Raw genomic sequence first — 22046 nt, forward strand, 5'->3', positions numbered from 1 at the left:
CTATTTCATAACACTGCGCTGATACTTTTGCCTTCTAAAACATCAAAACCCTTGTTTATGAAGCATCAGTTGATTCGCTACTTCAAGGCTTTGTTATTGTCGTTTACGACCCTTGTGATGTGCGCACATTTGTCTGCACAATCCGTTTCCGTAAAAGGAAAAGTAACAGATGCCGCTACCAAGCGCCCCGTAGAAGGGGTTAGTGTTACTGTTAAGCATACCAATATTGGCACTACCACCAATGCAAATGGTGAATTTGAACTGCATGTTGCTCCTGCAAATAGCCAGTTGTTGATCAATTATGTTGGATATGCACAAAAACAAGTGAATGCAACCAGCCAATTTTTGGATATCCTTATCGACCCTTCGTCAAAACAACTGGACGAAGTGGTGGTAACCGCCCTGGGTGTGAAAAAGGAAACCAAAAAACTGGGTTACGCTGTTCAGGAAGTAAAAGGCGCCGACCTGGTAAAAGCCCGGGAGCCTAATCCCGTCAATGGCCTTGTGGGCAAAGTTGCAGGCCTCGATGTGGCCATCAGCCGGGAAATGCTGGCTGCACCAGCCGTATCTCTCCGCGGTTATAATATCTCTTTATATGTAGTAGATGGTATTCCCATCACATCCGATACCTGGAACCTCAGTCCGGATGACATCGAATCTTATACTGTCCTGAAAGGCCTCGCTGCTACTGCTATCTATGGTAGCCGTGCCCAGGATGGCGCTATCCTCATTACTACCAAAAAGGCTAAGAAAAACGATAAAGGCTATACCATAGAATTCAATTCATCTACCCAGCTTGACAAAGGTTTTATAGCCGTTCCGAAAACACAGGCGCTCTATGGCGGAGGTGATTATTCGCAGTATGCGTTTGGAGATGGTAAAGGTGGTGGTATCAATGATGGAGACTACGACGTATGGGGACCTAAATTTGAAGGACAATTGGTTCCCCAGTACGACAGCCCTATCGACCCGGTAACCGGAGTTAGAAAGGGAACGCCTTATATTGCCCGTGGTGTGGATAACCTGAAAAAATTCATCCAGGCCGGTCTGTTAACCACCAATAACCTCAGCTTTTCATCTGCCAACGACAGATCCAATATCAGGATGTCGCTGTCTCATACTTACCAGCAGGGTATTGTACCCAATACCAAATTGAATACGGTTAATTTCAACATCAATACCGGGTACAACCTGAGTGATAAATTGAAGATTGAGGGTAACCTGAACTATAATCGTCAATTCTCTCCCAACTTTCCTGATGTTGTGTACGGCCCTAACAGCGTGATCTATAACCTGACCATCTGGACTGGCGCCGATTACGATGTGAATCAACTGCGTAATTACTGGCAGCCTGGCAAGGAAGGTGTTCAATCCATATTTGCTGAATATCAGCGTTACCACAATCCCTGGTTCATGAGTTACGAATGGTTGCGTGGTCATTATAAAACAGATGTGTATGGAACTGCTGCGTTAACCTATAAACCCAATTCGCATATCGAAGCCATTCTGAGGACGAACGTGAGCACTTTCGATGTAATGCGTAATGAGAAACTGCCTTATTCGGCACACCCCTACGGCAGGGAACTGAACCGTGGCGATTATTCTGAAGACAGGCGCACAATGTTCGACAACAACGTAGAAGGCCTGGTGAAATACACCGGTAAGATCAGGGGTGGATTTACCATTGACGGCCTTGGTGGTGTCAATGCCCGCAATTTCAGCTATAACTCCAGCTTTGTGAAAACGGACTACCTGAACGTTCCGGGGCTTTATTCTTTCGCCAATACCCTGAACCCGCTGAAAGCTTACAATTTTAATTCGAAAATGCTCGTATTGAGTGCTTATTACTCTCTTAGTGTAGACTATAAAAAATACCTTTCTGTAACTACTACCGGCAGGGTAGATAAAAACTCTACACTCCGTGTGAACAATAACACTTATTTCTATCCTTCGGTTTCAGTAGCATCTGTTATTTCAGATTATATAGACCTGCCCCGCGCCATCAGCTTCCTGAAAATCAGGGGAAGCTATGCTACGGCAAAAGCGCCCAGTACCAGCCCTTATCTCGGGCCGGCCGGATACCCGCTGGGTTATGGAACTCCTTATACAACGGTATATGGCGGACCTTCTTATTCATTGTCTGACCCTGCTTATGGTATTGGAACTGTGTACAATAACCAGACAGGCGCTTATGCACCGGGTAATAAAGTAGACCCCAATATCAAGTCTTCCGTTTCTACCAGTGCAGAGTACGGTCTGGATATCAAATTCCTGAAAAACAGACTGGGCTTGAGTGCTACTTATTACGACAATATCAAAGGTCCAGGCATCGTTACTTCAGCGCTTTCAGAAACATCCGGCTTAACCGGTATCATTACCAATGCGATTAAAACAGAGATCAAAGGTGCTGAACTGTCGCTGACCGGATCTCCCATCCAAAACAGGAAAGGCCTGTCATGGGATGTGTTGTTGAACTGGTCTACTTTCCGCGAAACTTATAAAGAACTGCCTGCCAACCTTTCGGACTACAAATTTAAGCAGGGTGACAGGGTGGATAAGCTGTACGCAAGTGTGACAGCTAAAACTCCCGATGGAAAAGTGATCAATGATGCATCAGGCTATCCTGTTTATTTGCCGAAAGCCCAGTATGTAGGAAATGGGGATGTGGATTGGAGTTGGGCTGTTTACAACAAATTCACTTATAAAACCTTCAGCCTTGCTTTCCAGTTTGATGGTAAAGTAGGAGGAAAGGTGCAGGACAGGGTATTGAGAAAGGGTATTGAAGGCGGAAGTAATATCGAAACCGTACAAGGTGCAGTAGGTGCAGCCAGGGAGTACGAGTTCCACCATTATACAGATCCGGGATTCAAAGGTACTTATGTAGGTGAGGGAGTACAGATCATCAGCGGTACACCCAAGTACGATCCGGTTACAGGCGTGATCACCAACTATAAAGACCTGCAATTTGCACCCAATAAATCCGTGGTGAATTATATCCAGGACTATGTGAGCAGTTATTTCAATGATTTCGAACACACTTCTGTAGCCAAAACCTACGCTAAATTGAGGGAATTAGTGCTGACCTATTCTCTTCCCCAGCGATTCCTGGGCAAGAAATCCTTCATTACAAAGATCGATGTGTCACTGGTTGGCCGTAATCTGCTGTATTTCTTCCCTTCCCGTTTTAAAGACATGGATGTGGACCAGTACTCTGGCAGAAACATCTATTCCGGCAACAGCAGGGAACCGAACCTGCAAACGCCCACAACGCGTAGCTACGGATTTAACGTAAACATTGTTTTCTAAACGACAAATAACCAAGCATGAAAAAGAATACAATAACCGGAGCGCTCCTTATAGCTATTGTACTGGTAGCAAGCAGTTGTTCCAAGAAGTTCGAAGAATATGCAGTCAACCCCAACCAGCCTGTGTCTGTACCTGCCTACCTGTTGTTAAGGCAGGTAGAAAATGACATGGTGGAATTTCCCGCAGGCGATGCTGATAAATTTTGCCAGTATACCTTGTCAACTTACACTTATTATGGCCTCAACGAATATTGGAGTGGTGGTGCAAGCTTAAATTATGGCACCCTGCGTAATGTGATAGCCATGGAAAAAGAGGCTGCAAAGGCATCCGGAGATAATAATCCGTACAGCGCCCTGGCTAAATTCTTCAAGGCCTATTTTTTTGTGAAGATGAGTCTGAAAGTAGGCGACATCCCCATGAGCGATGCATTAAAGGGGTTGGATAATCCCAAACCGAAATATGATACACAGAAAGACGTTTTCAAACAGTCTTTGCAATTACTTGAGGATGCCAATACACAACTGGCAAGTCTGATTGCAGCATCTAATACCTCATTATTGGGTGATTTCTACTTCCAGGAGCGCATCAGCGGCGCCAAGGATCCGCTGACGGCTTTAAAGCAGTGGCAGAAAGTAGTCAATACATTTAAACTCCGTGTGCTCATCGAACTGAGCAAGAGAGCGGATGACGCTGACCTGAATGTAAAGCAGAAGTTCGCAGATGTATTGTCGAACCCTGCCAAGTATCCTATTATGAACGATCTCACCGATAACCTTGAGTATGTTTATAACGATGCTTTCAACCAATACCCGAACAACAAGAACAACTATGGTAACGATGCATTGAGGTTGTGTGTGGCAGCAACATGGTTGAATACGTTGGCCGGACTGAAAGATTTGAGAGCGATGAAAGTAGCTGAACCTGCACGCGGTCTGGGTTATTCTGATACATCCTACCAGTCATTTGTAGGAGGAAGCAATGGTGCACCTACCAGTAACCTGGGTGGTGATGTAGTGGCGTTCAGGATTTCTGCTATCGGCCGTAAACGGTATTACGATGGATTTAAAGGTGAGAACACTTTTATCATCGGCTTCCCGGAAATGTGTTTCAATATTGCTGAAGCCATTAACCGTGGCTGGGTAACAGGCGATGCCAACAGTTGGTATCAGAAAGGTGTAAAAGCTATGTTCGCTTTTTATGGTGTGAACGATGGAGCCAATACTGTTAGCTTCTTAAAAACAACAGCACCTGGCGTATATGTGGATTATAATATTACCTTTAATTACAGTGACTATTTTGCCCAACCCGCAGTAAGTTATGCAGGTAATAATGCAACAGGGCTCAACCAAATCCTGATCCAGCGTTACCTGTCATTGGCCCGTAACTCAGGAATGGAAGCTTATTACCAGTGGCGCAGAACAGGTGTACCGGTTTTTGCCACCGGTTCAGGCGTAGGTAACGGAGGGGTGATTCCGATAAGATACCAGTACCCGGCTTCTGAATTGTCTACCAATAAAGACAATTATACTGCGGCTGTACAGAGCCAGTACAATGGCAACGACAATATCAATGCAGCCATGTGGCTGATCAAATAGATGATTTGTTCTATAAGAATATAGTTTTCAGATTGTAAAGGTGATGCCTGTAAAGGCATCGCCTTTATTTTAAACATTCATCGTTATGACGCAACAGGAGGTAACCCAGATCGTAAAAGAAATCCTTGCGCTCTATGAGCAATATGGAGATGCTGATTACATAGGCGAGCCGGTGTCGCAACTGGAGCATATGTGCCAATGCGCGCAACTGGCGGAAGAAGAGGGCTATGACAATGAAGTGATCCTGGCCGCATTCATGCACGATATAGGGCATCTCTGCGGTAACCTGTTGTCTGCCTCAGAAATGAACGGATTCGGCATTGTAGACCATGAGAAATTGGGTGAGGTATACATCAGGAGCAAAGGGTTTTCCGAAAAAGTAGCCAAACTGGTAGGGTCGCATGTGGCATCCAAAAGATACCTTACTTTTAAATATCCCGAATACTACGCAAAATTATCACCGGCCAGTAAAGAAACGCTGGTGATGCAGGGGGGTATGATGACAGTGGAAGAAGCAGAAGCATTTGAGCAGGAAGAACTGTTTCACCTGTATGTAACCCTTCGCAGGTGGGACGAAGAAGCTAAAAGAGAAAACGTTCCATTGGTTTCCCTGCAACATTATGAACGTATAATGGAAGAACACTTATTAAAACAATAGAGATCAAGAGATGAATACAGCATTGGTAGTTTTTGATATCGCCGGTACAACGGTATTGGACAAAGGAAACGTAAACGAAGCATTCCGCAGGGCTTTTACGGCATCAGGTATTGAAGTGGAAGTACCCGCTATCAACAAAGTGATGGGATATCGTAAGATAGAAGCTGTGGAGATCATCCTAGACCAGTTTGCACCTGGTAGGAAAGTAACAGAGCCCGAACTGATAGCTACTATTCACGATGTTTTTACTCAGAACATGGTTCGTTTCTATGAAAACGACGACACACTGCAGCCATTGCCTCATGTAATGGAGACATTTGAATGGCTGCAATCAAAAGGTATCAAGATAACGCTCGATACCGGATTTACACGCATCATCACAGATGCCATATTGAAGAAACTGAATTGGGACAAGCATCCGCACATAAATGCTGTGATTTGCAGCGATGAAGTGCCACAAGGCAGACCCCATCCTTATATGATTCAAAGCCTGATGCAACAAACGGGCGTTACCGATCCGGCACGTGTAGTGAAAGTGGGAGATACGGAAGTGGATATCCAGGAAGGACGGAATGCAAACTGCGGGCTCGTAGTGGCTGTTACTACCGGTGCTTACACACGCGAGGCATTGGTGCCTTATGAACCCGACTATATCATTGATTCTATGCAGGAACTGGTTGCTAAAATTCAATAGGTATTGGAAACTAAACGAGAAAAGTGGGTTGCCCTCTATGCAGCTGTTATAACCTTCCTCACTTATGCTGCTGTATATGCGTTCAGAAAGCCTTTTACAGTAGGCACATTTCAGCATGAAAAAAATGTGCTGGGCCTGCAGTATAAAGATGCCCTGGTCATTTGCCAGGTGCTGGGTTATATGGCCAGTAAGTTTTATGGGATTCGCTTTATAGCAGAGCTTAAAAGAATAGGCAGGGGCAAAACCATATTATTGCTGGTTGGTATCTCATGGCTGGCCTTGCTTTTATTTGCCCTGCTGCCGGCTCCTTTTAATATTGTATGCCTTTTTCTGAATGGATTTCCATTGGGAATGATATGGGGCATTGTGTTTTCTTTTGTGGAAGGAAGAAAAGCCACAGACTTCATAGGTGCTTCTCTTGCGGTAAGTTTTATTTTTTCTTCAGGCCTGGTTAAAACCATTGCGAAATGGCTGATGGTCTATGGAAATATAAACGAATACTGGATACCTTTTGTAACGGGATTGTTGTTTATGTTGCCCATGATATTATTGGTTTTCCTGCTGGAAAAAATACCGCCGCCTTCGGTCGAAGACACCAATAGCCGGGTAGCGCGTTTGCCCATGAATAAGGAAGAGCGAAAACAGTTTTTCAACCAGTTTAAAACAGGACTGGTGCTGCTCATCATCGTTTATGTGTTTCTTACCATTTTCCGGGACATACGCGACAATTTCGCAGCCGATATGTGGCAGGAGCTGGGCTTTGGTAACCAACCCGAAGTGTTTACCACTACAGAGGTACCTACCACCATATTGGTATTGATATTGATCAGCTGCATGATGCTGATTCAAAACAACAGGCGTGCTTTTGTACTTACGCATCTGATTGTGATACTGGGCTTTTTCATGGCAGGAGCCAGCTCCCTGTTATTTGTTACCCATCATCTCTCGCCCTTTATGTGGATGACCCTGGCCGGCCTTGGGTTATATATAGGTTATATTCCTTTCAACTGCATCTTATTTGACCGGATGATCGCTAGTTTTAAATGTGCAGGCAACGTGGGCTTCCTGATGTACCTGGCCGATTCATTCGGTTATATGGGAAGTGTGGGAGTGATCATGTTAAAGGCAGTTTTCAACCTGAAACTAAAATGGACTGCCATTTACAGCAACGGGGTAGTGGTACTGTCGGTGATGGGTATCGCACTTACTTTGCTGGCATTGGCTTATTTCAATAAAAAATATCAAACCATCGTGAACGAGCATGAGTAATAAGACAGCCATTGTTGTGGGAGCGGGAATCGTTGGACTGGCAACAGCACGCGCACTCTCATTGAAAGGCTACAAGGTAACATTAGTAGAAAGAACGCAGAAAGCTGTAGGCGCTTCCATTCGCAATTTCGGAATGCTGTGGCCGGTGGGACAACCCGAAGGCACTTTATACAACCGGGCAGTGCGCAGCAGGGAAATATGGAAAGAAGTGGCCGACAGCATCGGACTATGGTATGAAGATGCCGGAAGCCTGCACCTGGCGCACCATGCAGATGAATGGGTTGTATTGCAGGAATTGTATGATGCGTTCAAAGCATCAGGCAGACCGGTTGAATTGTTGGATAAAGATGCGATTATGCGACGTTTCAAAGGGGTGAACGGGAACGGATTACAGGGTGGCTTGTTCAGCGCCACCGAGACCATTGTAGATCCGCGTGAAGCCATCGCTTCCATCCCTGCTTATCTTGAAGAATACCTCGATGTAGCGTTTGTTTGGGGAAAGCAGGTGAATGCAATTGCCCCGGGGAAAGTATATATCGAAGGGCGGATATTAGAAGCTGATCTTGTTTTTATATGCAGTGGCGCAGATTTTGAAACCCTTTTTCCTGAAGCGTTTTCCGCATTGCCGATTACCAAATGTAAATTGCAGATGATGCGTTTCATGCCGGGAAGTCCACAATGGCGTATGGGTACTTCTTTGTGCGGAGGTCTGTCACTGATCCATTACAACAGCTTCAAAGTAGCTCCGTCACTCGGATTGCTCAGGAAAAGGTATGAGACGGAAATGCCGGAATACGTGGCAAATGGAATACATGTGATGATCTCTCAAAACGACAAAGGAGAATTGACAGTAGGCGATTCTCACGAATATGGTCATACCTTCGATCCGTTCGACAGGGTGCATATCAACGAAATGATCATTCATTACCTCAAATTATTTGCAGTATGCGATGATTGGAAATTGATACAGACCTGGAATGGCATATATCCGAAAATGACGAACGGGCAAACCGATGTTTTCCTGAACCCTATGCAAGGTGTATATATCATGAATGGATTGGGAGGTGCAGGAATGACTTTGTCTTTCGGTTTCGCAGAAGAAATGATTGCAACATTATAAACAGATGATATGAAAAAGATAGTATGGTTATTGGCTGTGTTTTGTATTTCGAGCGGTATTACAGCGCAATCATTGCAAACCCTGGAAGCAGGTCGGGTAGGGCTTCCCAACGGATGGAGCCTCACGCCGGCAGGTAAAAGCCTGCCTGTGGGTGATCTGCCGTTGAATATTGCTGTAAGCGCATCGAGAAAATTAATGGCAATAACCAATAACGGGCAAAGCACCCAGACCTTGCAGCTGATCGATGTGCAGCAAGGTAAAGTGCTGGACAATATCATAGTACCCAAATTGTGGGTAGGTTTGAAGTTCAGCGCCGATGAAAAATACCTGTACGCATCCGGTGGTAACGATAACTGGATACTGAAATATACCATCCGCCAACAAAAACTGGTGTTACAGGATAGCATCATCCTGGGTGCTAAATGGCCTAATAAAATATCACCCGCCGGCATCGATATCGATGATGCCAAACAATTGCTTTATGTGGTAACCAAAGACAACAACTCGCTGTATGTGATCGATCTTCAATCGAAGAAAACCATACAAGAGTTGAAGCTTCCGGGAGAAGCTTATACCTGTTTGTTATCACACGATAAAACCAAGCTGTATATTTCCTGCTGGGGTTGTGGCAAATTACTGACTTATCATACCGGCTCTCGTCAATTGATCGCAGAAATCAATGTGGGCAGTAACCCGAACGATATCTGTCTTTCCAAAAACGACAGGTACCTCTATGTAGCCAACGCCAATGATAACAGCGTATCAGTGATCGATACCAGGAACCAAAAAATATTGGAAACGCTGAATGCCGCTTTGTACCCTGATGCACCCAATGGATCTACTACCAATGGAGTAGCGTTGAGTCCGGATGAAAAAACACTATACATCGCCAATGCAGACAATAACTGTTTGTCTGTTTTCGATGTATCAACGCCCGGTAGTAGTCATTCAAAAGGTTTTATACCGGTGGGTTGGTATCCTTCCTGTGTAAGAACCATTGGCAAGAATATATGGGTGGCCAACGGAAAAGGATTCACTTCCATGGCCAATCCGTATGGTCCCAATCCTGTGAACAAGAAAGTGCATTTAGGTTTTCAAAAAGGTGATCCTAATAAGCCTGCAGAAGTACAATACATCGGCGGACTCTTCAAAGGAACCCTCAGCATTATCCCGGTTCCCGATGCAAAACAGTTGAGCATTTACTCACAGGTGGTATATCGCAATACACCTTATACAAAAGAAAGAGAAAAGATAAGTGAAGGCGCGGAAGGCAACCCCATACCCAGAAGAGTAGGAGATGCGTCGCCTATTAAATATGTGTTCTACATCATCAAAGAAAACAGGACTTACGACCAGGTATTGGGCGATATGCCGGAAGGTAATGGCGATACCAGTCTTTGTTTGTTTGGAGAAAAAGTAACGCCCAACCTGCATGCGCTGGCCAGGGAATTTGTATTGCTCGATAATTTTTATGTTGATGGTGAAGTAAGTGCCGATGGTCATAACTGGAGCATGGGTGCTTATGCTACCGATTACCTGGAGAAAACATGGGTAACCAGTTATGGCGGCAGAGGCGGTGATTACGATGCGGAAGGCAACAGGGCCATTGCCAATAACAAAAAAGGATTTATCTGGGATCATTGCAAAAGAGCGGGCGTGAGTTATCGTACCTATGGTGAATTTGCAGATGATTACAAGCCCAATATACCGGTGTTGAAAGATCATTTCTGTCCGTATTATACCAGTTGGGACCAGCGCGTACGTGATACCACACGGGTAGGTCAGTGGAAAAGGGAATTCGATTCGCTGGTGGCCAACCATGCGCTGCCGCAGTTAAGCACGCTTCGCATCATCAATGATCATACAGAGGGGTTGAGCAAAGGACGGCCTACGCCTTTTGCCCATGTTGCTGATAACGACCTGGCCATAGGCATGTTCATCGAGTACCTCAGCAAAAGCTCCGTGTGGAAAGAGTCTGCCGTTTTTGTTCTGGAAGACGATGCACAGGATGGCCCCGATCATGTGGATGCACACAGGAGTACAGCTTATGTGATGGGTGGATTTGTAAAAAGGCATTTTGTAGATCATAGCATGTATTCTACTTCTTCGATGCTGCGTACCATTGAACTGATTTTAGGTATTCCGCCCATGAGCCAGTACGATGCTGCTGCAACGCCCATGTGGCGCTGTTTCTCGGCAACGCCTGATCTCACGCCTTTCGCTGCAAAGCCCTTGCAGACAGATATCAATGAAAGAAATGAAGTGGTCAATGCATGGCAGAAGAAAAGCGAGACTTTCGATTTCACCAAAGAAGACCGGGCGCCCGACAGGGAGTTCACAGAAGTGATCTGGAAAGCAGTGAAAGGAGAACACGCTATTGTGCCGGCACCAAGAAGGGCTTCATTCTTCAAGCCGAATCCCAGGATGGTTGATAATGATTAGATCCAACGCGGTGGTTGAGCAGGAGTGGTATCATTATCGACGGCAGACTGCTGCTGGTGAATCGCATTCACCTGTCCATCGATGCGGGCGTCTTTATCAATAACAAGCGGAGAAGCGCTGATGTTGCCGGTGATGTTAGCACTGTCCATCATCTTCGCTTCTCCACTGACAATAATTTCTCCCTGGATCTGTCCGTACACAACCAGGCGCGCTGCATGCACATTTCCAATAATGGATCCTGTATTTCCCAGGTAAACCAGTGCACCGGCTTCCACTTCGCCATAGATAGTTCCATACACATACAATGGAACAGATACATCAATGCCACCATGCACCACGGCGCCTTTGGGAATGCAACAGATCCCATTTTTACGTATCAAAGAAAGAAGCTTCAGCACATATTAAGCTTTAAAGTCGAGGTTGGTTAGGTTTTCTGAAAAGAAAGACAACGCAGAAAATGCATTTCCGAGGTCAATGCCTGCACAACGGTTGGGATAATTATCCGACAACCGTAGTGAATTATACAGGTAACCAACACTGGCAACCCGTTCAGGTTGTGGCACTACTTCAACGGGCATCAGGTCTTTGAATTCATCTTCAACAAGCTGAACCAGTTCCGCGTAATGAGCGCCGCCGCCCAATATGTATATTTTTTCGCAGAGCTCCAGGTCGCGGTCGGTGAAATAAGTCCGCATGGAAGGAGATACCACTTTTTGATAGTATTGCAGCAGCAGTTCTTTACGTGTTTCGGCAATATCAACCCGCTTACGGTTGGCAAAGATGGACCCTTTCATAAAGACATCATCCAACTGGTGCTCATTTTTGAGTTCGAGGTAATACTTCTTGTTCAACTCCTGCGTAAGGTTGTGAATGGCATAACGTAAACCATGCGTACTGAATGCAGTTCGATGGATGAGACTGGCGTCTGAAACCATAATGCCTTCCAGTGTTCCAAAACCAAAACTAAGTACCATGAAATTTTGTGGAACAGGATTGGTTACGATATGCTTCAATCCTATGATACCACCCACGATTTCTGGAATCACTTCAAACTTTTCAATATCAAACACCTCGCGCTTTACCTGTCCTTTTACGTTGAAAGTTTGCGAATCATACTCCACCATGAAATGCCTTTTAGAAAGGTATTGCTCGGCCATCTGCTTGAATGCATGATAGGTAGAGAACGGGAAGCCGATGGTAACCGTTATGGGTTGCTGTAACCGGGGTGCAAGGTTAACCAGGGCGGCGCGGAAGAGAATGTCGAAATCTTCTTCCGCCGGCGTGGCATTCGTAACGCGCGAAGGGTTAATGCCATTGTGCCTGGCAAGATTGCCTACCATATACCAGGCATTGTCTTTTTTTACTTTGATACCGTTCAGCAGGTCTTTGGCGGTATTTTCCATATTACCGAATGCGGTTTCAAAAACACTTGGGAAATGCAGTGTAACGACGTTCATGGGCAAAATAATTGGGTTCCCAGCAATTTACTAAGTTTCCCTGCATTTCCCATAGTCCGGATAGACTTAATAGAAAGTTATTAATGAAAAAAGAGTAGGTTTGGCGCATGAAGTATTCGCAACAGGCAGGACTGATAGCTGCTGTTTTATTGATCGTCGTTTGTTTTTTTCCCTGGACCTATATTGCCAGCCGGCAGATTACCATTACGGGTTTATCTGCTGTAGGCACCAATTTCGGTAAACCCGGACTGTTCAATATTGTCATGTCGGCGATCGCTGCGTTCCTGTTTCTGATACCCCGTTTGTGGGCCAAACGAACCAATGTATTTGTATGCGCCATCAACCTGGCTTGGTCTATCCGCAATTATATTATCTTGTCAACCTGCTTGCTGGGTGAGTGCCCTGAAAAGAAAGTGGGATTATACCTATTGGTAGTACTGGCTATTGCCACGCAATTGATGGCTCTTTTTCCAAAGCTTGAAGTAAAGCAACAGTAAGTTGTGATGATCAGCGATGGAGTATCACCTGCCTGATGGTATTCGCTATTTTCTCTGCCCAAACAGCGTGTTCTTTTGCTGAATAATGCAACTGATCCGAGGCTAATAAACTGACGTCGCTTTTTGCTTTCCTGCTACCGGCAGTAATGTCAATATAATGTACATGGAATTGCGCAGCCGCTTTTACACATACATTATTGAAATGGTCAATCTCTGTCGAGATCAGCTCCCTGTCGCGGTTTGATGCAAAAGGCGTAACACCCCAATCGGGAATAGATAGCAGCATCACCCTTTCATCATGGCCGCCGGCCAGGTGTTTCGCTTTTTTCAGCAGAAAGCCCAGGTCGTTTTCAAAATCTTCAGCAGGAAGTCCGCGGTACTGGTTGTTGACGCCTATGAGCAGGCTAACAAAATCATATTGCTCGAGCAGTTTTGTATGCAAAAGGTGCTCTGCCAGTTCTCCGCTGGTCCACCCGGTCTGGGCTACTATTTCGGGTGCGCTGAAATGCAAGCCGGCCTTGCGCAATAACTGCACTGCCAGGTAAGGGAATGATTCGTGCAGGGGAACCGATTCGCCGATGGTATAAGAATCGCCGAGAGCGAGATAAGAGAAATGATGCTTGGTCATAGCAGCAGCATTGTGTTTACTAAAGATACGCTTAAAATTGAATTTGAATTTTGTTGACAGACTTTCTCATTTTCTTTGTTGCGATGCAGGCAGATTGATTAAGTTCGTGCCATCAAAAAGTATTCAAAAAACGTCTTTATGTTGCGCAGTAAATTATTTCTGCTCCTGGCTGGCCTGCCCATGCTGGTTTTTGCACAGGAAACAGTCAGTATCATTCCCAAGCCGGTTTCCTTGCAATTGAATCCGGGCCATTTCATCATTGATGAACATAGTTCCATTCATTATCGCAGTACAGAAAAAGACCTGGCTGCTGCAGCGCATTTCTTGCAGCAAAGCATCAAGACGATTTCGGGCTATACATTGCCTTCCAACAAAACCGGCTTCAAAACCATACAACTGGTATTGAAGGATACGCTTGGCTTGGGCAATGAAGGTTATTTCCTGCAGGTAACCAATTCAGGCATTACAATCCGTTCCGGCGCCAAAGCGGGGATCATTTATGGTATACAATCGCTCCTGCAAACACTTCCTGCAACGCGCACCAATGCTGTTTTGCGGGTACCTGCCATGCAGGTAACAGATTATCCCAGGTTCAAATGGCGTGGCATGCACCTGGATGTAAGCCGTCATTTCTTTTCTGCTGATGTTGTTAAAGAATATATCGACCTGATGGCCAGTTACAAGATGAATGTGTTTCATTGGCATTTATGTGATGACCAGGGTTGGCGCCTGGAGATCAAAAAATATCCGAAGCTTACCACAGTAGGGGCTTGGCGCGTAGAAAGACCCGGAAAGAATTGGAGTGACAGGGAGCCGGCTAAAGCCGGCGAAGCAGCCAACTACGGCGGCTATTATACACAGGAACAAGTAAAAGAAATCATTGCGTATGCCAAGGAAAGGAATGTGACCATCGTTCCCGAAATAGAAATGCCGGGGCATTCGGCGGCAGCCATAGCGGCTTATCCGCAGTTGGCTTGCTCGCCACACCCGCAGATGGTGGTAACGGGCGGTCAATATCCGAAGGACAATCAATCCAATTATTGCCCCGGTAACGACAGCGTGTTTGTTTTTTTGCAGGATGTGTTGAAAGAAGTGGCAGATTTGTTTCCTTCTCAATACATACATGTAGGAGGAGATGAAGTAGATAAAAGTGACTGGAAGAAATGCCCCAAATGCCAGGCCCGGATCAAACAGGAAGGATTGAAAGATGAAAATGAATTGCAGAGTTACCTGATCCGCCGCATTGAAAAGTACCTGTTGAAACTGAATAAAAAGTTGATTGGTTGGGATGAAATACTGGAAGGCGGACTGGCGCCCGAAGCTACTGTAATGAGCTGGAGAGGAGAATCAGGTGGTATTGAAGCTGCCAAGATGAAACACAATGTGGTCATGACACCCGGTTCGCCCTGTTATTTCGATCATTACCAGGCCGGCCCCGAAGGAGAGCCACTGGCTATTGGCGGATTCAATACACTGCATAAAGTGTACGACTATGAACCCATCCCTAAAGAGCTGAACGGCGATGAAGAAAAATATGTATTGGGTGCGCAGGGCAATGTGTGGACGGAATTCATTCCCACAACAGAACACCTGGAATACATGGTGTTGCCAAGGATGCTGGCGTTGGCTGAAGTGCTGTGGAGCCCTAAAGGCAGTAAGGATTGGGAAGGATTCAGCCAGCGTTTGCAATATCATTTCAACGGGTTTGATCAAAAAGGATTGCATTATTGCAAAGGCAATTTTACTGTCAATATCAAACCTGCTTCAAAAGACGGTAAACTAAAAGTGAGCCTCGCTACAGAAGCAACCCAAGGAGATATCTATTACACGCTGAACGGCGCTGCACCCAATACCGGCGATCACAAATACCAGGGGCCGATCGATATAGACAGTTCTGTTACCATTAAAGCCGTTACCGTACTCAATGGCAACGTTATGGGCGTTAAGCCGGCCGAACAGTCTTTTGTCATGCACAAAGGCATCGGCAGTAATGTTGTGTATGAGCATCCGGTCAGTAAATATTATACGGCCGATGGCCCTAATTCACTCACCGATGGTGTGCGGGGAACAGAAGCCGTAGGTAAATTCTGGCATGGGTTTAATGGCAAGGACCTGGTGGCAACAGTTGATTTAGGTATGACTAGAGACGTTCAATATCTTTCGCTGGGTTGTTTGCAACGTTACCGCGACTGGATATTCCTGCCACAATCGGTACTGTTTGAAACATCGGTAGACGGCACTCACTATACGGCTTTGCCTATCATCACTCACCAGGTATCTGTGAATGAAAAAACTACGGTCATACACGATTTTGTTGCAAGATTTGCTGCGCGGAAAATAAGGTATATACGTGCGACCGCCAAAAGTATCGGGGTATGCCCGAAAGGACACAGCGGCGAAGGACAACCGGCCTGGATATTCGCAGACGAACTGATCGTTAATTAAAATGATCTCTTAAGATCGTGTAAAAACGGTACACATCTTCAAAGCTGCAATACAAGGGAGCAGGCGCTACACGTATAACGCCCGGTTCGCGGTAATCTACCGTGATGCCGTTGTCGATCATGCGTTGGTGAATTTCTTTTCCCTTCTCCCTGAAAAAGAGAGACAACTGTGCTCCGCGGCTGTTGACATCCGCAGGGGTGAGTATCTCAAAATCCAGTTGGGGTAATTGATGCAGGAGGTATTCGAGGTAAGCAGTGAGGCGGATGCTTTTGGTACGTAACCGGTCCATTCCCGCTTCGTCAAACAATTCCAGCGAAGCTTTCAGCGCAACTGTATTGAATACCTGTGCCGTGCTGATATTCCATCCGCCTGCATCCTGCTTGGGTATAAACCCTTTTTCCATTTTAAAGCGCGTCTTTTCATCATTGCCCCACCAGCCACCCAAACGGGGGGTGTGGATGTTTTGTGCATGTTTTTCATGGATATAAGCGCCACCTACCGCACCCGGACCGGCATTGAGGTATTTGTAACTGCACCACACTGCAAAATCAACGTCCCATTTGTGTAATTGCAGGGGTACATTGCCTGCTGCATGCGCGAGATCGAAGCCCGCAACAGCACCAGCAGCATGTGTGGCAGCGGTAATGGCCGGCAGATCGAGTAACTGACCGGTATAATAATGGATGCCGCCGAAGAGTACCATCGCCAGTTCTGCACCAGTGTTGTGGATGGTTTGAACAATATCACTGGTGCGCAATGTTTTTTCATTTTCCCTCGGATTGATTTCAATGATGGTATCAGCAAGATCAAGATTGAAATGACGCACCAATGTTTCTATTGCATATTGATCGGATGGGAAAGCGCCTGCTTCCATGATGATCTTGTACCTTCCTGCAGTAGGACGGTAAAAACTCAGCATCAATAAATGCAGATTGACAGTGAGCGTATTCATGACAGTCACTTCGTTTTCATGACACCCCATCAGTTTTGCCAGTGACGATTGCACATAATGCTGGTAATACAACCAGGGGTTGGGGCCGCTGAAATAGCCGCCCACAGCCATTTCCCGCCAGGTGTCCAGTTCGGTCTGCATAGCTGCTGCTACATTTTTGGGTTGCAAGCCCAATGAATTACCGCAGAAATAAATCACGTCCCTGTCCTGGTGCCGGGGGAAATGAAATGCCTGTTTGAAATTTTGTAAAGGGTCTTGCTGGTCAGACTGGCGGGCGAATTCCGGGGTGAGGTCGAAAGTATCGGGCATACCACTGTGCGTTTCACCGAAAATAAACCATTACTGACAGGATTGGGTATACAAGGAGTTGGTTTTTTACTTAATATTACCGCTCGAAAATTTCCCCAACCCCCCAATGCTATGAGAAAAATAAACCTGGCAATATGCTTTGCCTTGTTATGTTTTGCTGTTGATACTTATGCGCAATCAACAGAAATCCCCATTTTTCAATCAGGTACCGAAGGATATAAAAGCTTTCGCATACCGGCCATCGTTCGTTTGAAGGATGGAACATTGCTTGCTTTCTGCGAAGGAAGGATCAATAACGCAGCAGATTACGGCAATGTAGATATTGTAATGAAAAGAAGCACCGATGATGGCAAAAGCTGGTCGCCACTCAGTGTCATTGCAGACAACGGATCTTTCCAGGTAGGCGGCCCGGCACCGGTAGTAGATATAAGTGACCCGGTTTATCCTAATGGCAGGGTCTTTCTTTTTATGAACACCGGCAATGCCAGTGAAAAAGAAATCAAAGAAGGCAGGGGGATCAAACAATGCATTTATAAAACATCGGTCGATGATGGACTTACCTGGTCAAGACCTGTGAAGATCACTGCACAGGTGCACAGGCCCAATAAGCCGGATGTAGATACCGCATATCATTTCAAAGAAGACTGGCGTTATTATGCCAATACACCCGGACATGCCATGCAGTTGACAGAAGGACCTTACAAAGGACGCATCTTTGTACCAGCAAACCATTCTGTAGGCCCGCCCGGCAAAGACGGTAACGAATACTTTGCACATGGCTACTATACAGATGATCACGGCAAAACTTTTCAACTGGGTAACAGCCTGCGTTTGTCTGGCAGCAATGAATCGATGGCAGCAGAACTGGCGGGAGGAAAATTGATGATGAACAGCCGTAACCAAAAAGGCGATATTCGCGAACGCATCGTTTCTGTCAGCAGCGACGGGGGGGCTTCCTGGGATACTACGTATTTCGATCCCAACCTGCCCGATCCAGTTTGTGAAGCGAGCCTGCTCAACATTGGCAGGTACAAGGGGAAAAATGTACTGGCATTCTGCAATCCGGCTGATACCAAAGAAAGAAACAACCTGATACTGCGCATCAGTTATGACGAAGGACATAGCTGGACCAAAAATTTCCTGGTAGACAAAAAAGAGGATGCTCCTCATGATGCCTATACAGCTTATTCAGACCTGGTAAAACTCAACAGGCATGAAGTAGGCGTGATGTATGAGAAGAACAATTACCGCAGCATTGTTTTCAAAGTGATCAATTGGAAGTAAGGGCATCATTCCATTGAAACGAATTCCTTTTCGGTTTTCGCAATCACAAGCGTGGCCACTCCGTTGCCAATGATATTGGTGATGGCCCTGGCCTCGCTCATAAACTTGTCGATACCCAATAAGAAAGCCAACCCTTCCAATGGTATCCGGTGAACAGCCGTTAAGGTAGATGCAAGCACAATAAAACCACTGCCGGTAACGCCGGCTGCGCCTTTGGAAGTCAGCATCAGCAATAATAATATCATGATTAATTCAGTGGCGCTGAGGTGTACATTATACAACTGCGCCAGAAAAATAACCGACATGGACAGGTAAATGGAAGTGCCGTCGAGGTTGAAGGAATAGCCTGTTGGTATCACCAATCCTACTACAGGCTTGCTGCATCCCATATCTTCCAGTTTACGCATGATGGAAGGCAACGCAGCTTCGGAAGATGAAGTGCCCAACACGAGCAATAATTCTTCTTTGATGGACGAAAGGAATGACCAGATATTGAATTTAAAATAACGCATGATGCTGCCCAATACCAATGCTACAAACAAAAACATGGTCAGGTAAACACAAGCCATCAGTTTCATGAGGGGCAGCAATGTGCTCAAGCCAAATTTACCAATGGTAAATGCTATACCTCCGAAAGCGCCGAGTGGTGCGAGGTACATAACATATTTGAGGGCGCCGAAAACGTATCGCGATAATGTTTGCAACAATCGGAGAGCGGCAGACCGGTACCGCGAATAATTGAGTACAATGCCCGTAACAATGGCCGCCAGCAAAACTTGTAAAGTGATGTTCGACTGAAAAAAGCCGATCCAACTGAAATGGGCCGATCTGGCACCGGTATATTTGGAAGCATCCTGCAGGGGCAACCCTGTTTTATCGAGCAATCCCGGTTTGATCAGGAGTGCTACTGCAATCCCGATGGCCAGGGCTAAGGTAGTTACCACTTCAAAATACACCAGCGATTTGATGCCGATACGCCCTACTTTTTTCAGGCTACCCATGCCACTGATGCCTTGTACAATGGTCAGGAAAATAATGGGTGCGATGAACAATTTGATAATATCGACAAAGGATTTGCCGATAATTTCCATTTTAACTGCGGTAGCAGGAGCGTAATGCCCCAGTAATATGCCGGCAATGATGGCAATAAGCACATAAAAGCTCAGGTGTCGGGTAATCTGTTTCCACATTTGCGGTCAAGATAATTTATTTTTGTTAGGTTGCAGCCAGAACGCAAACCAATAACGATATGGCTGCCAGAACCGATCTGTTCCAATCGCCCGATTATTACATGGTAGACGATCTGCTTACCGATGAACACAAACACATACGCGAAGCGGTACGCACTTATGTCAGGAAAGAAATATCTCCCATCATCGAAGAGTATGCCCAGCGCGCCGAATTCCCTTTGCAGATTGTAAAGCAAATGGGGGAGTTGGGCTGTTTCGGTCCAACTATTCCGGTGGAATATGGCGGCGGCGGATTGGACTATATCAGTTATGGTTTGATGATGCAGGAATTGGAACGCGGAGACAGCGGTGTGCGCAGTACGGCCAGTGTACAGGGAAGCCTGGTGATGTTCCCGATCTACGCTTATGGAAGTGAGGCTCAGAAGAAAAAATACCTGCCCAGGCTGGCCAGCGGAGAATGGCTGGGCTGCTTCGGATTAACAGAGCCCAATCATGGGAGCGACCCCTCCAGCATGGCAACACATTTTAAGGAGGCCGGTGACCATGTTGTATTGAATGGCGCCAAAATGTGGATCAGTAACGCGCCTTATGCGCAGGTAGCCGTGGTGTGGGCCAAAAATGAGGTTGGGGAAATACAGGGTGTGATCGTAGAAAGAGGGATGGAAGGGTTCAGTACGCCCACCACGCATGGCAAGTGGAGCCTGCGGGCCAGCGCTACCGGCGAATTGGTGTTCGACCATGTAAAGGTTCCGAAAGAAAACATATTACCGGGTGCAAAAGGATTGAAAGCACCGCTCAGTTGCCTCACCAAAGCCCGTTATGGCATTGCATGGGGGGCATTGGGAGCCGCCATGGACTGTTATGATACCGCATTGCGTTATGGCAAAGAACGGGTGCAGTTTGACAGGCCCATCGCCGGATTCCAGTTACAGCAGAAAAAACTGGCCGAAATGATCACCGAAATTACCAAAGCCCAACTGCTGGTATGGCGCCTCGGTGTATTGATGGATGAAGGAAAAGCCACTCCCCAGCAGGTGAGTATGGCCAAACGCAACAGTTGCGAAATTGCCGCCGATATCGCCCGCGAAGCCCGGCAGGTATTGGGGGGAATGGGCATTACCGGCGAATACAGTATCATGCGGCACATGATGAATATAGAAAGTGTAATCACGTATGAAGGCACGCACGACGTACATTTGCTGATTACCGGTATGGATATAACCGGACTGAACGCATTCAAATAATACGGAGTATAATAAATGAACCAATGAAAATATTCTTGTTAGGATTGATGGGTACGGGGAAAACTTACTGGACAAAACGATTGTCGAAGAAACTGAAAGTCGGTGGCTACGACCTTGACCAGATGGTGGAAGCACATGAAGAGAAAACCATTTCCGAAATGTTTGCCGAAGAAGGAGAAGATCATTTCCGCAAGACCGAATCGAAAATATTACGCTGGTTTGGTGAGAAAAAAAGTTTTGTATTGTCTACAGGTGGAGGAACACCCTGCTTCAACGATAATATGGATTGGATGAATAAACAGGGCATAACCATCTGGATCGATGAACCTGTTGATGTGCTGGTGCAAAGATTACTACCGGAAAAAACACATCGTCCATTGATCGCTTCCTTATCTGATAAGGAACTGAGCCGGTTCCTGGAAAATAAACTGGCCGAGCGCAGGTCTTTTTACAACCGGGCAAAAGGTCACCTGCAAGGTTCAGACATATCTGAAGAAGGGTTTATTCAAATACTGAGGATCTATGCATAAAGGTTTTCTTACTACTGCGGCCTTGCTGGGTTGCCTGGCCGTAGCATTAGGCGCCTTCGGCGCCCATGCGTTAAAAGCAATGGTAACAGAACAAATGCTCAATGCGTATGAAACGGGTGTACGTTACCAGTTTTATCATGTTTTTGCATTGGCTTTGACAGGTCTGTGCATCAAACAAACCCCGCAACCGTACTTCCATACCGCCGGCCGTTTATTCATAACAGGTATCATTCTCTTCAGCGGACCACTGTATGTTATGACCTGGCTCGATGCCGCAGGAATGACAGGGATGAAATGGATAGGGGCGATAACACCTCTCGGCGGACTCGCATTCATCGCCGCCTGGATTTTCCTGGCGCTGGGCTTTCGAAAAGCGCACAAAGTGGAAAACTGAAAACCGGTTCACCAGTTTTGCACATAAGGCTG

General features: G+C 46.1%; 18 protein-coding genes. 13 read left to right on the top strand and 5 right to left on the bottom strand.

Annotated elements, in window-relative coordinates:
• Nucleotides 1-57: 57 nt before the first annotated feature.
• From SEDOR53_RS0111085 to SEDOR53_RS0111115, 7 genes are all read left to right on the top strand, one after another.
• Nucleotides 58-3306 (top strand): SusC/RagA family TonB-linked outer membrane protein, encoded by a 3249-nt coding sequence (locus tag SEDOR53_RS0111085; protein ID WP_026769785.1) that lies wholly within the window; start codon nt 58-60, stop codon nt 3304-3306.
• Between the two features lie 17 nt (nt 3307-3323).
• On the top strand, nt 3324-4901 hold the full coding sequence (locus tag SEDOR53_RS0111090; RefSeq protein WP_026769786.1) for a SusD/RagB family nutrient-binding outer membrane lipoprotein: 1578 nt from the start codon (nt 3324-3326) through the stop codon (nt 4899-4901).
• Between the two features lie 85 nt (nt 4902-4986).
• Nucleotides 4987-5559: an HD domain-containing protein gene (locus tag SEDOR53_RS0111095; RefSeq protein WP_026769787.1), complete on the top strand. Its 573-nt coding sequence runs from the start codon at nt 4987-4989 to the stop codon at nt 5557-5559.
• A gap of 10 nt (nt 5560-5569) precedes the next feature.
• Nucleotides 5570-6253: an HAD family hydrolase gene (locus SEDOR53_RS0111100; RefSeq protein ID WP_026769788.1), complete on the top strand. Its 684-nt coding sequence runs from the start codon at nt 5570-5572 to the stop codon at nt 6251-6253.
• A 3-nt stretch (nt 6254-6256) separates the two neighbouring features.
• Entirely contained in the window at nt 6257-7522 is a 1266-nt protein-coding gene (locus SEDOR53_RS0111105; RefSeq protein WP_026769789.1) for a DUF5690 family protein, read from the top strand.
• On the top strand, nt 7515-8642 hold the full coding sequence (locus tag SEDOR53_RS0111110) for a TIGR03364 family FAD-dependent oxidoreductase (RefSeq protein ID WP_026769790.1): 1128 nt from the start codon (nt 7515-7517) through the stop codon (nt 8640-8642). Before SEDOR53_RS0111105 ends, SEDOR53_RS0111110 begins: the two co-directional genes overlap by 8 nt.
• Before the next feature lie 9 nt (nt 8643-8651).
• Nucleotides 8652-11084, top strand: a complete 2433-nt coding sequence (locus SEDOR53_RS0111115) for a bifunctional YncE family protein/alkaline phosphatase family protein (protein WP_026769791.1) — start codon at nt 8652-8654, stop codon at nt 11082-11084.
• On the opposite strand, the gene SEDOR53_RS0111120 is transcribed toward SEDOR53_RS0111115, so the two are convergent.
• On the bottom strand, nt 11081-11482 hold the full coding sequence (locus SEDOR53_RS0111120) for a polymer-forming cytoskeletal protein (protein WP_037361094.1): 402 nt from the start codon (nt 11480-11482) through the stop codon (nt 11081-11083). The genes SEDOR53_RS0111115 and SEDOR53_RS0111120 overlap by 4 nt on opposite strands.
• 3 nt (nt 11483-11485) lie before the next feature.
• Nucleotides 11486-12541, bottom strand: coding sequence for a ParM/StbA family protein (locus SEDOR53_RS0111125; protein WP_037361097.1), 1056 nt, complete (start codon nt 12539-12541; stop codon nt 11486-11488).
• 107 nt (nt 12542-12648) lie between these two features.
• On the opposite strand from SEDOR53_RS0111125, the gene SEDOR53_RS0111130 reads away from it, so the two are divergent.
• A complete protein-coding gene (locus SEDOR53_RS0111130; RefSeq protein WP_026769794.1) occupies nt 12649-13038 on the top strand; it encodes a hypothetical protein in 390 nt (129 codons plus the stop codon).
• Nucleotides 13039-13048: 10 nt separating this feature from the next.
• Here SEDOR53_RS0111130 and SEDOR53_RS17790 read toward each other — a convergent pair whose 3' ends face one another.
• Entirely contained in the window at nt 13049-13666 is a 618-nt protein-coding gene (locus SEDOR53_RS17790; protein WP_037361100.1) for a GDSL-type esterase/lipase family protein, read from the bottom strand.
• Nucleotides 13667-13804: 138 nt separating this feature from the next.
• Between SEDOR53_RS17790 and SEDOR53_RS0111140 the strand changes: the two genes are divergently transcribed.
• Nucleotides 13805-16111 carry a family 20 glycosylhydrolase gene (locus SEDOR53_RS0111140; protein ID WP_026769795.1) on the top strand — a complete coding sequence of 769 codons (2307 nt, stop codon included), beginning with the start codon at nt 13805-13807 and terminating at the stop codon, nt 16109-16111.
• On the opposite strand, the gene kynU is transcribed toward SEDOR53_RS0111140, so the two are convergent.
• On the bottom strand, nt 16104-17372 hold the full coding sequence (gene kynU, locus SEDOR53_RS0111145) for a kynureninase (RefSeq protein ID WP_026769796.1): 1269 nt from the start codon (nt 17370-17372) through the stop codon (nt 16104-16106). The genes SEDOR53_RS0111140 and kynU overlap by 8 nt on opposite strands.
• Nucleotides 17373-17483: 111 nt before the next feature.
• On the opposite strand from kynU, the gene SEDOR53_RS0111150 reads away from it, so the two are divergent.
• Nucleotides 17484-18656: an exo-alpha-sialidase gene (locus SEDOR53_RS0111150; RefSeq protein WP_026769797.1), complete on the top strand. Its 1173-nt coding sequence runs from the start codon at nt 17484-17486 to the stop codon at nt 18654-18656.
• Between the two features lie 5 nt (nt 18657-18661).
• On the opposite strand, the gene SEDOR53_RS17795 is transcribed toward SEDOR53_RS0111150, so the two are convergent.
• Nucleotides 18662-19846 (bottom strand): cation:dicarboxylate symporter family transporter, encoded by a 1185-nt coding sequence (locus SEDOR53_RS17795; protein WP_037361104.1) that lies wholly within the window; start codon nt 19844-19846, stop codon nt 18662-18664.
• Nucleotides 19847-19905: 59 nt separating this feature from the next.
• On the opposite strand from SEDOR53_RS17795, the gene SEDOR53_RS0111160 reads away from it, so the two are divergent.
• The 3 genes from SEDOR53_RS0111160 to SEDOR53_RS0111170 are packed head-to-tail and all read left to right on the top strand — an operon-like array spanning nt 19906 to nt 22014.
• A complete protein-coding gene (locus SEDOR53_RS0111160) occupies nt 19906-21090 on the top strand; it encodes an acyl-CoA dehydrogenase family protein (RefSeq protein ID WP_026769798.1) in 1185 nt (394 codons plus the stop codon).
• A 23-nt stretch (nt 21091-21113) separates the two neighbouring features.
• Nucleotides 21114-21620, top strand: a complete 507-nt coding sequence (locus SEDOR53_RS0111165) for a shikimate kinase (RefSeq protein WP_026774833.1) — start codon at nt 21114-21116, stop codon at nt 21618-21620.
• Nucleotides 21613-22014, top strand: a complete 402-nt coding sequence (locus SEDOR53_RS0111170; RefSeq protein WP_026769800.1) for a DUF423 domain-containing protein — start codon at nt 21613-21615, stop codon at nt 22012-22014. Before SEDOR53_RS0111165 ends, SEDOR53_RS0111170 begins: the two co-directional genes overlap by 8 nt.
• The last annotated feature ends 32 nt before the right edge of the window (nt 22015-22046 follow it).

Origin of the sequence: Asinibacterium sp. OR53, from assembly GCF_000515315.1 — a bacterium.
Taxonomy (GTDB): Bacteria; Bacteroidota; Bacteroidia; order Chitinophagales; family Chitinophagaceae; genus Sediminibacterium.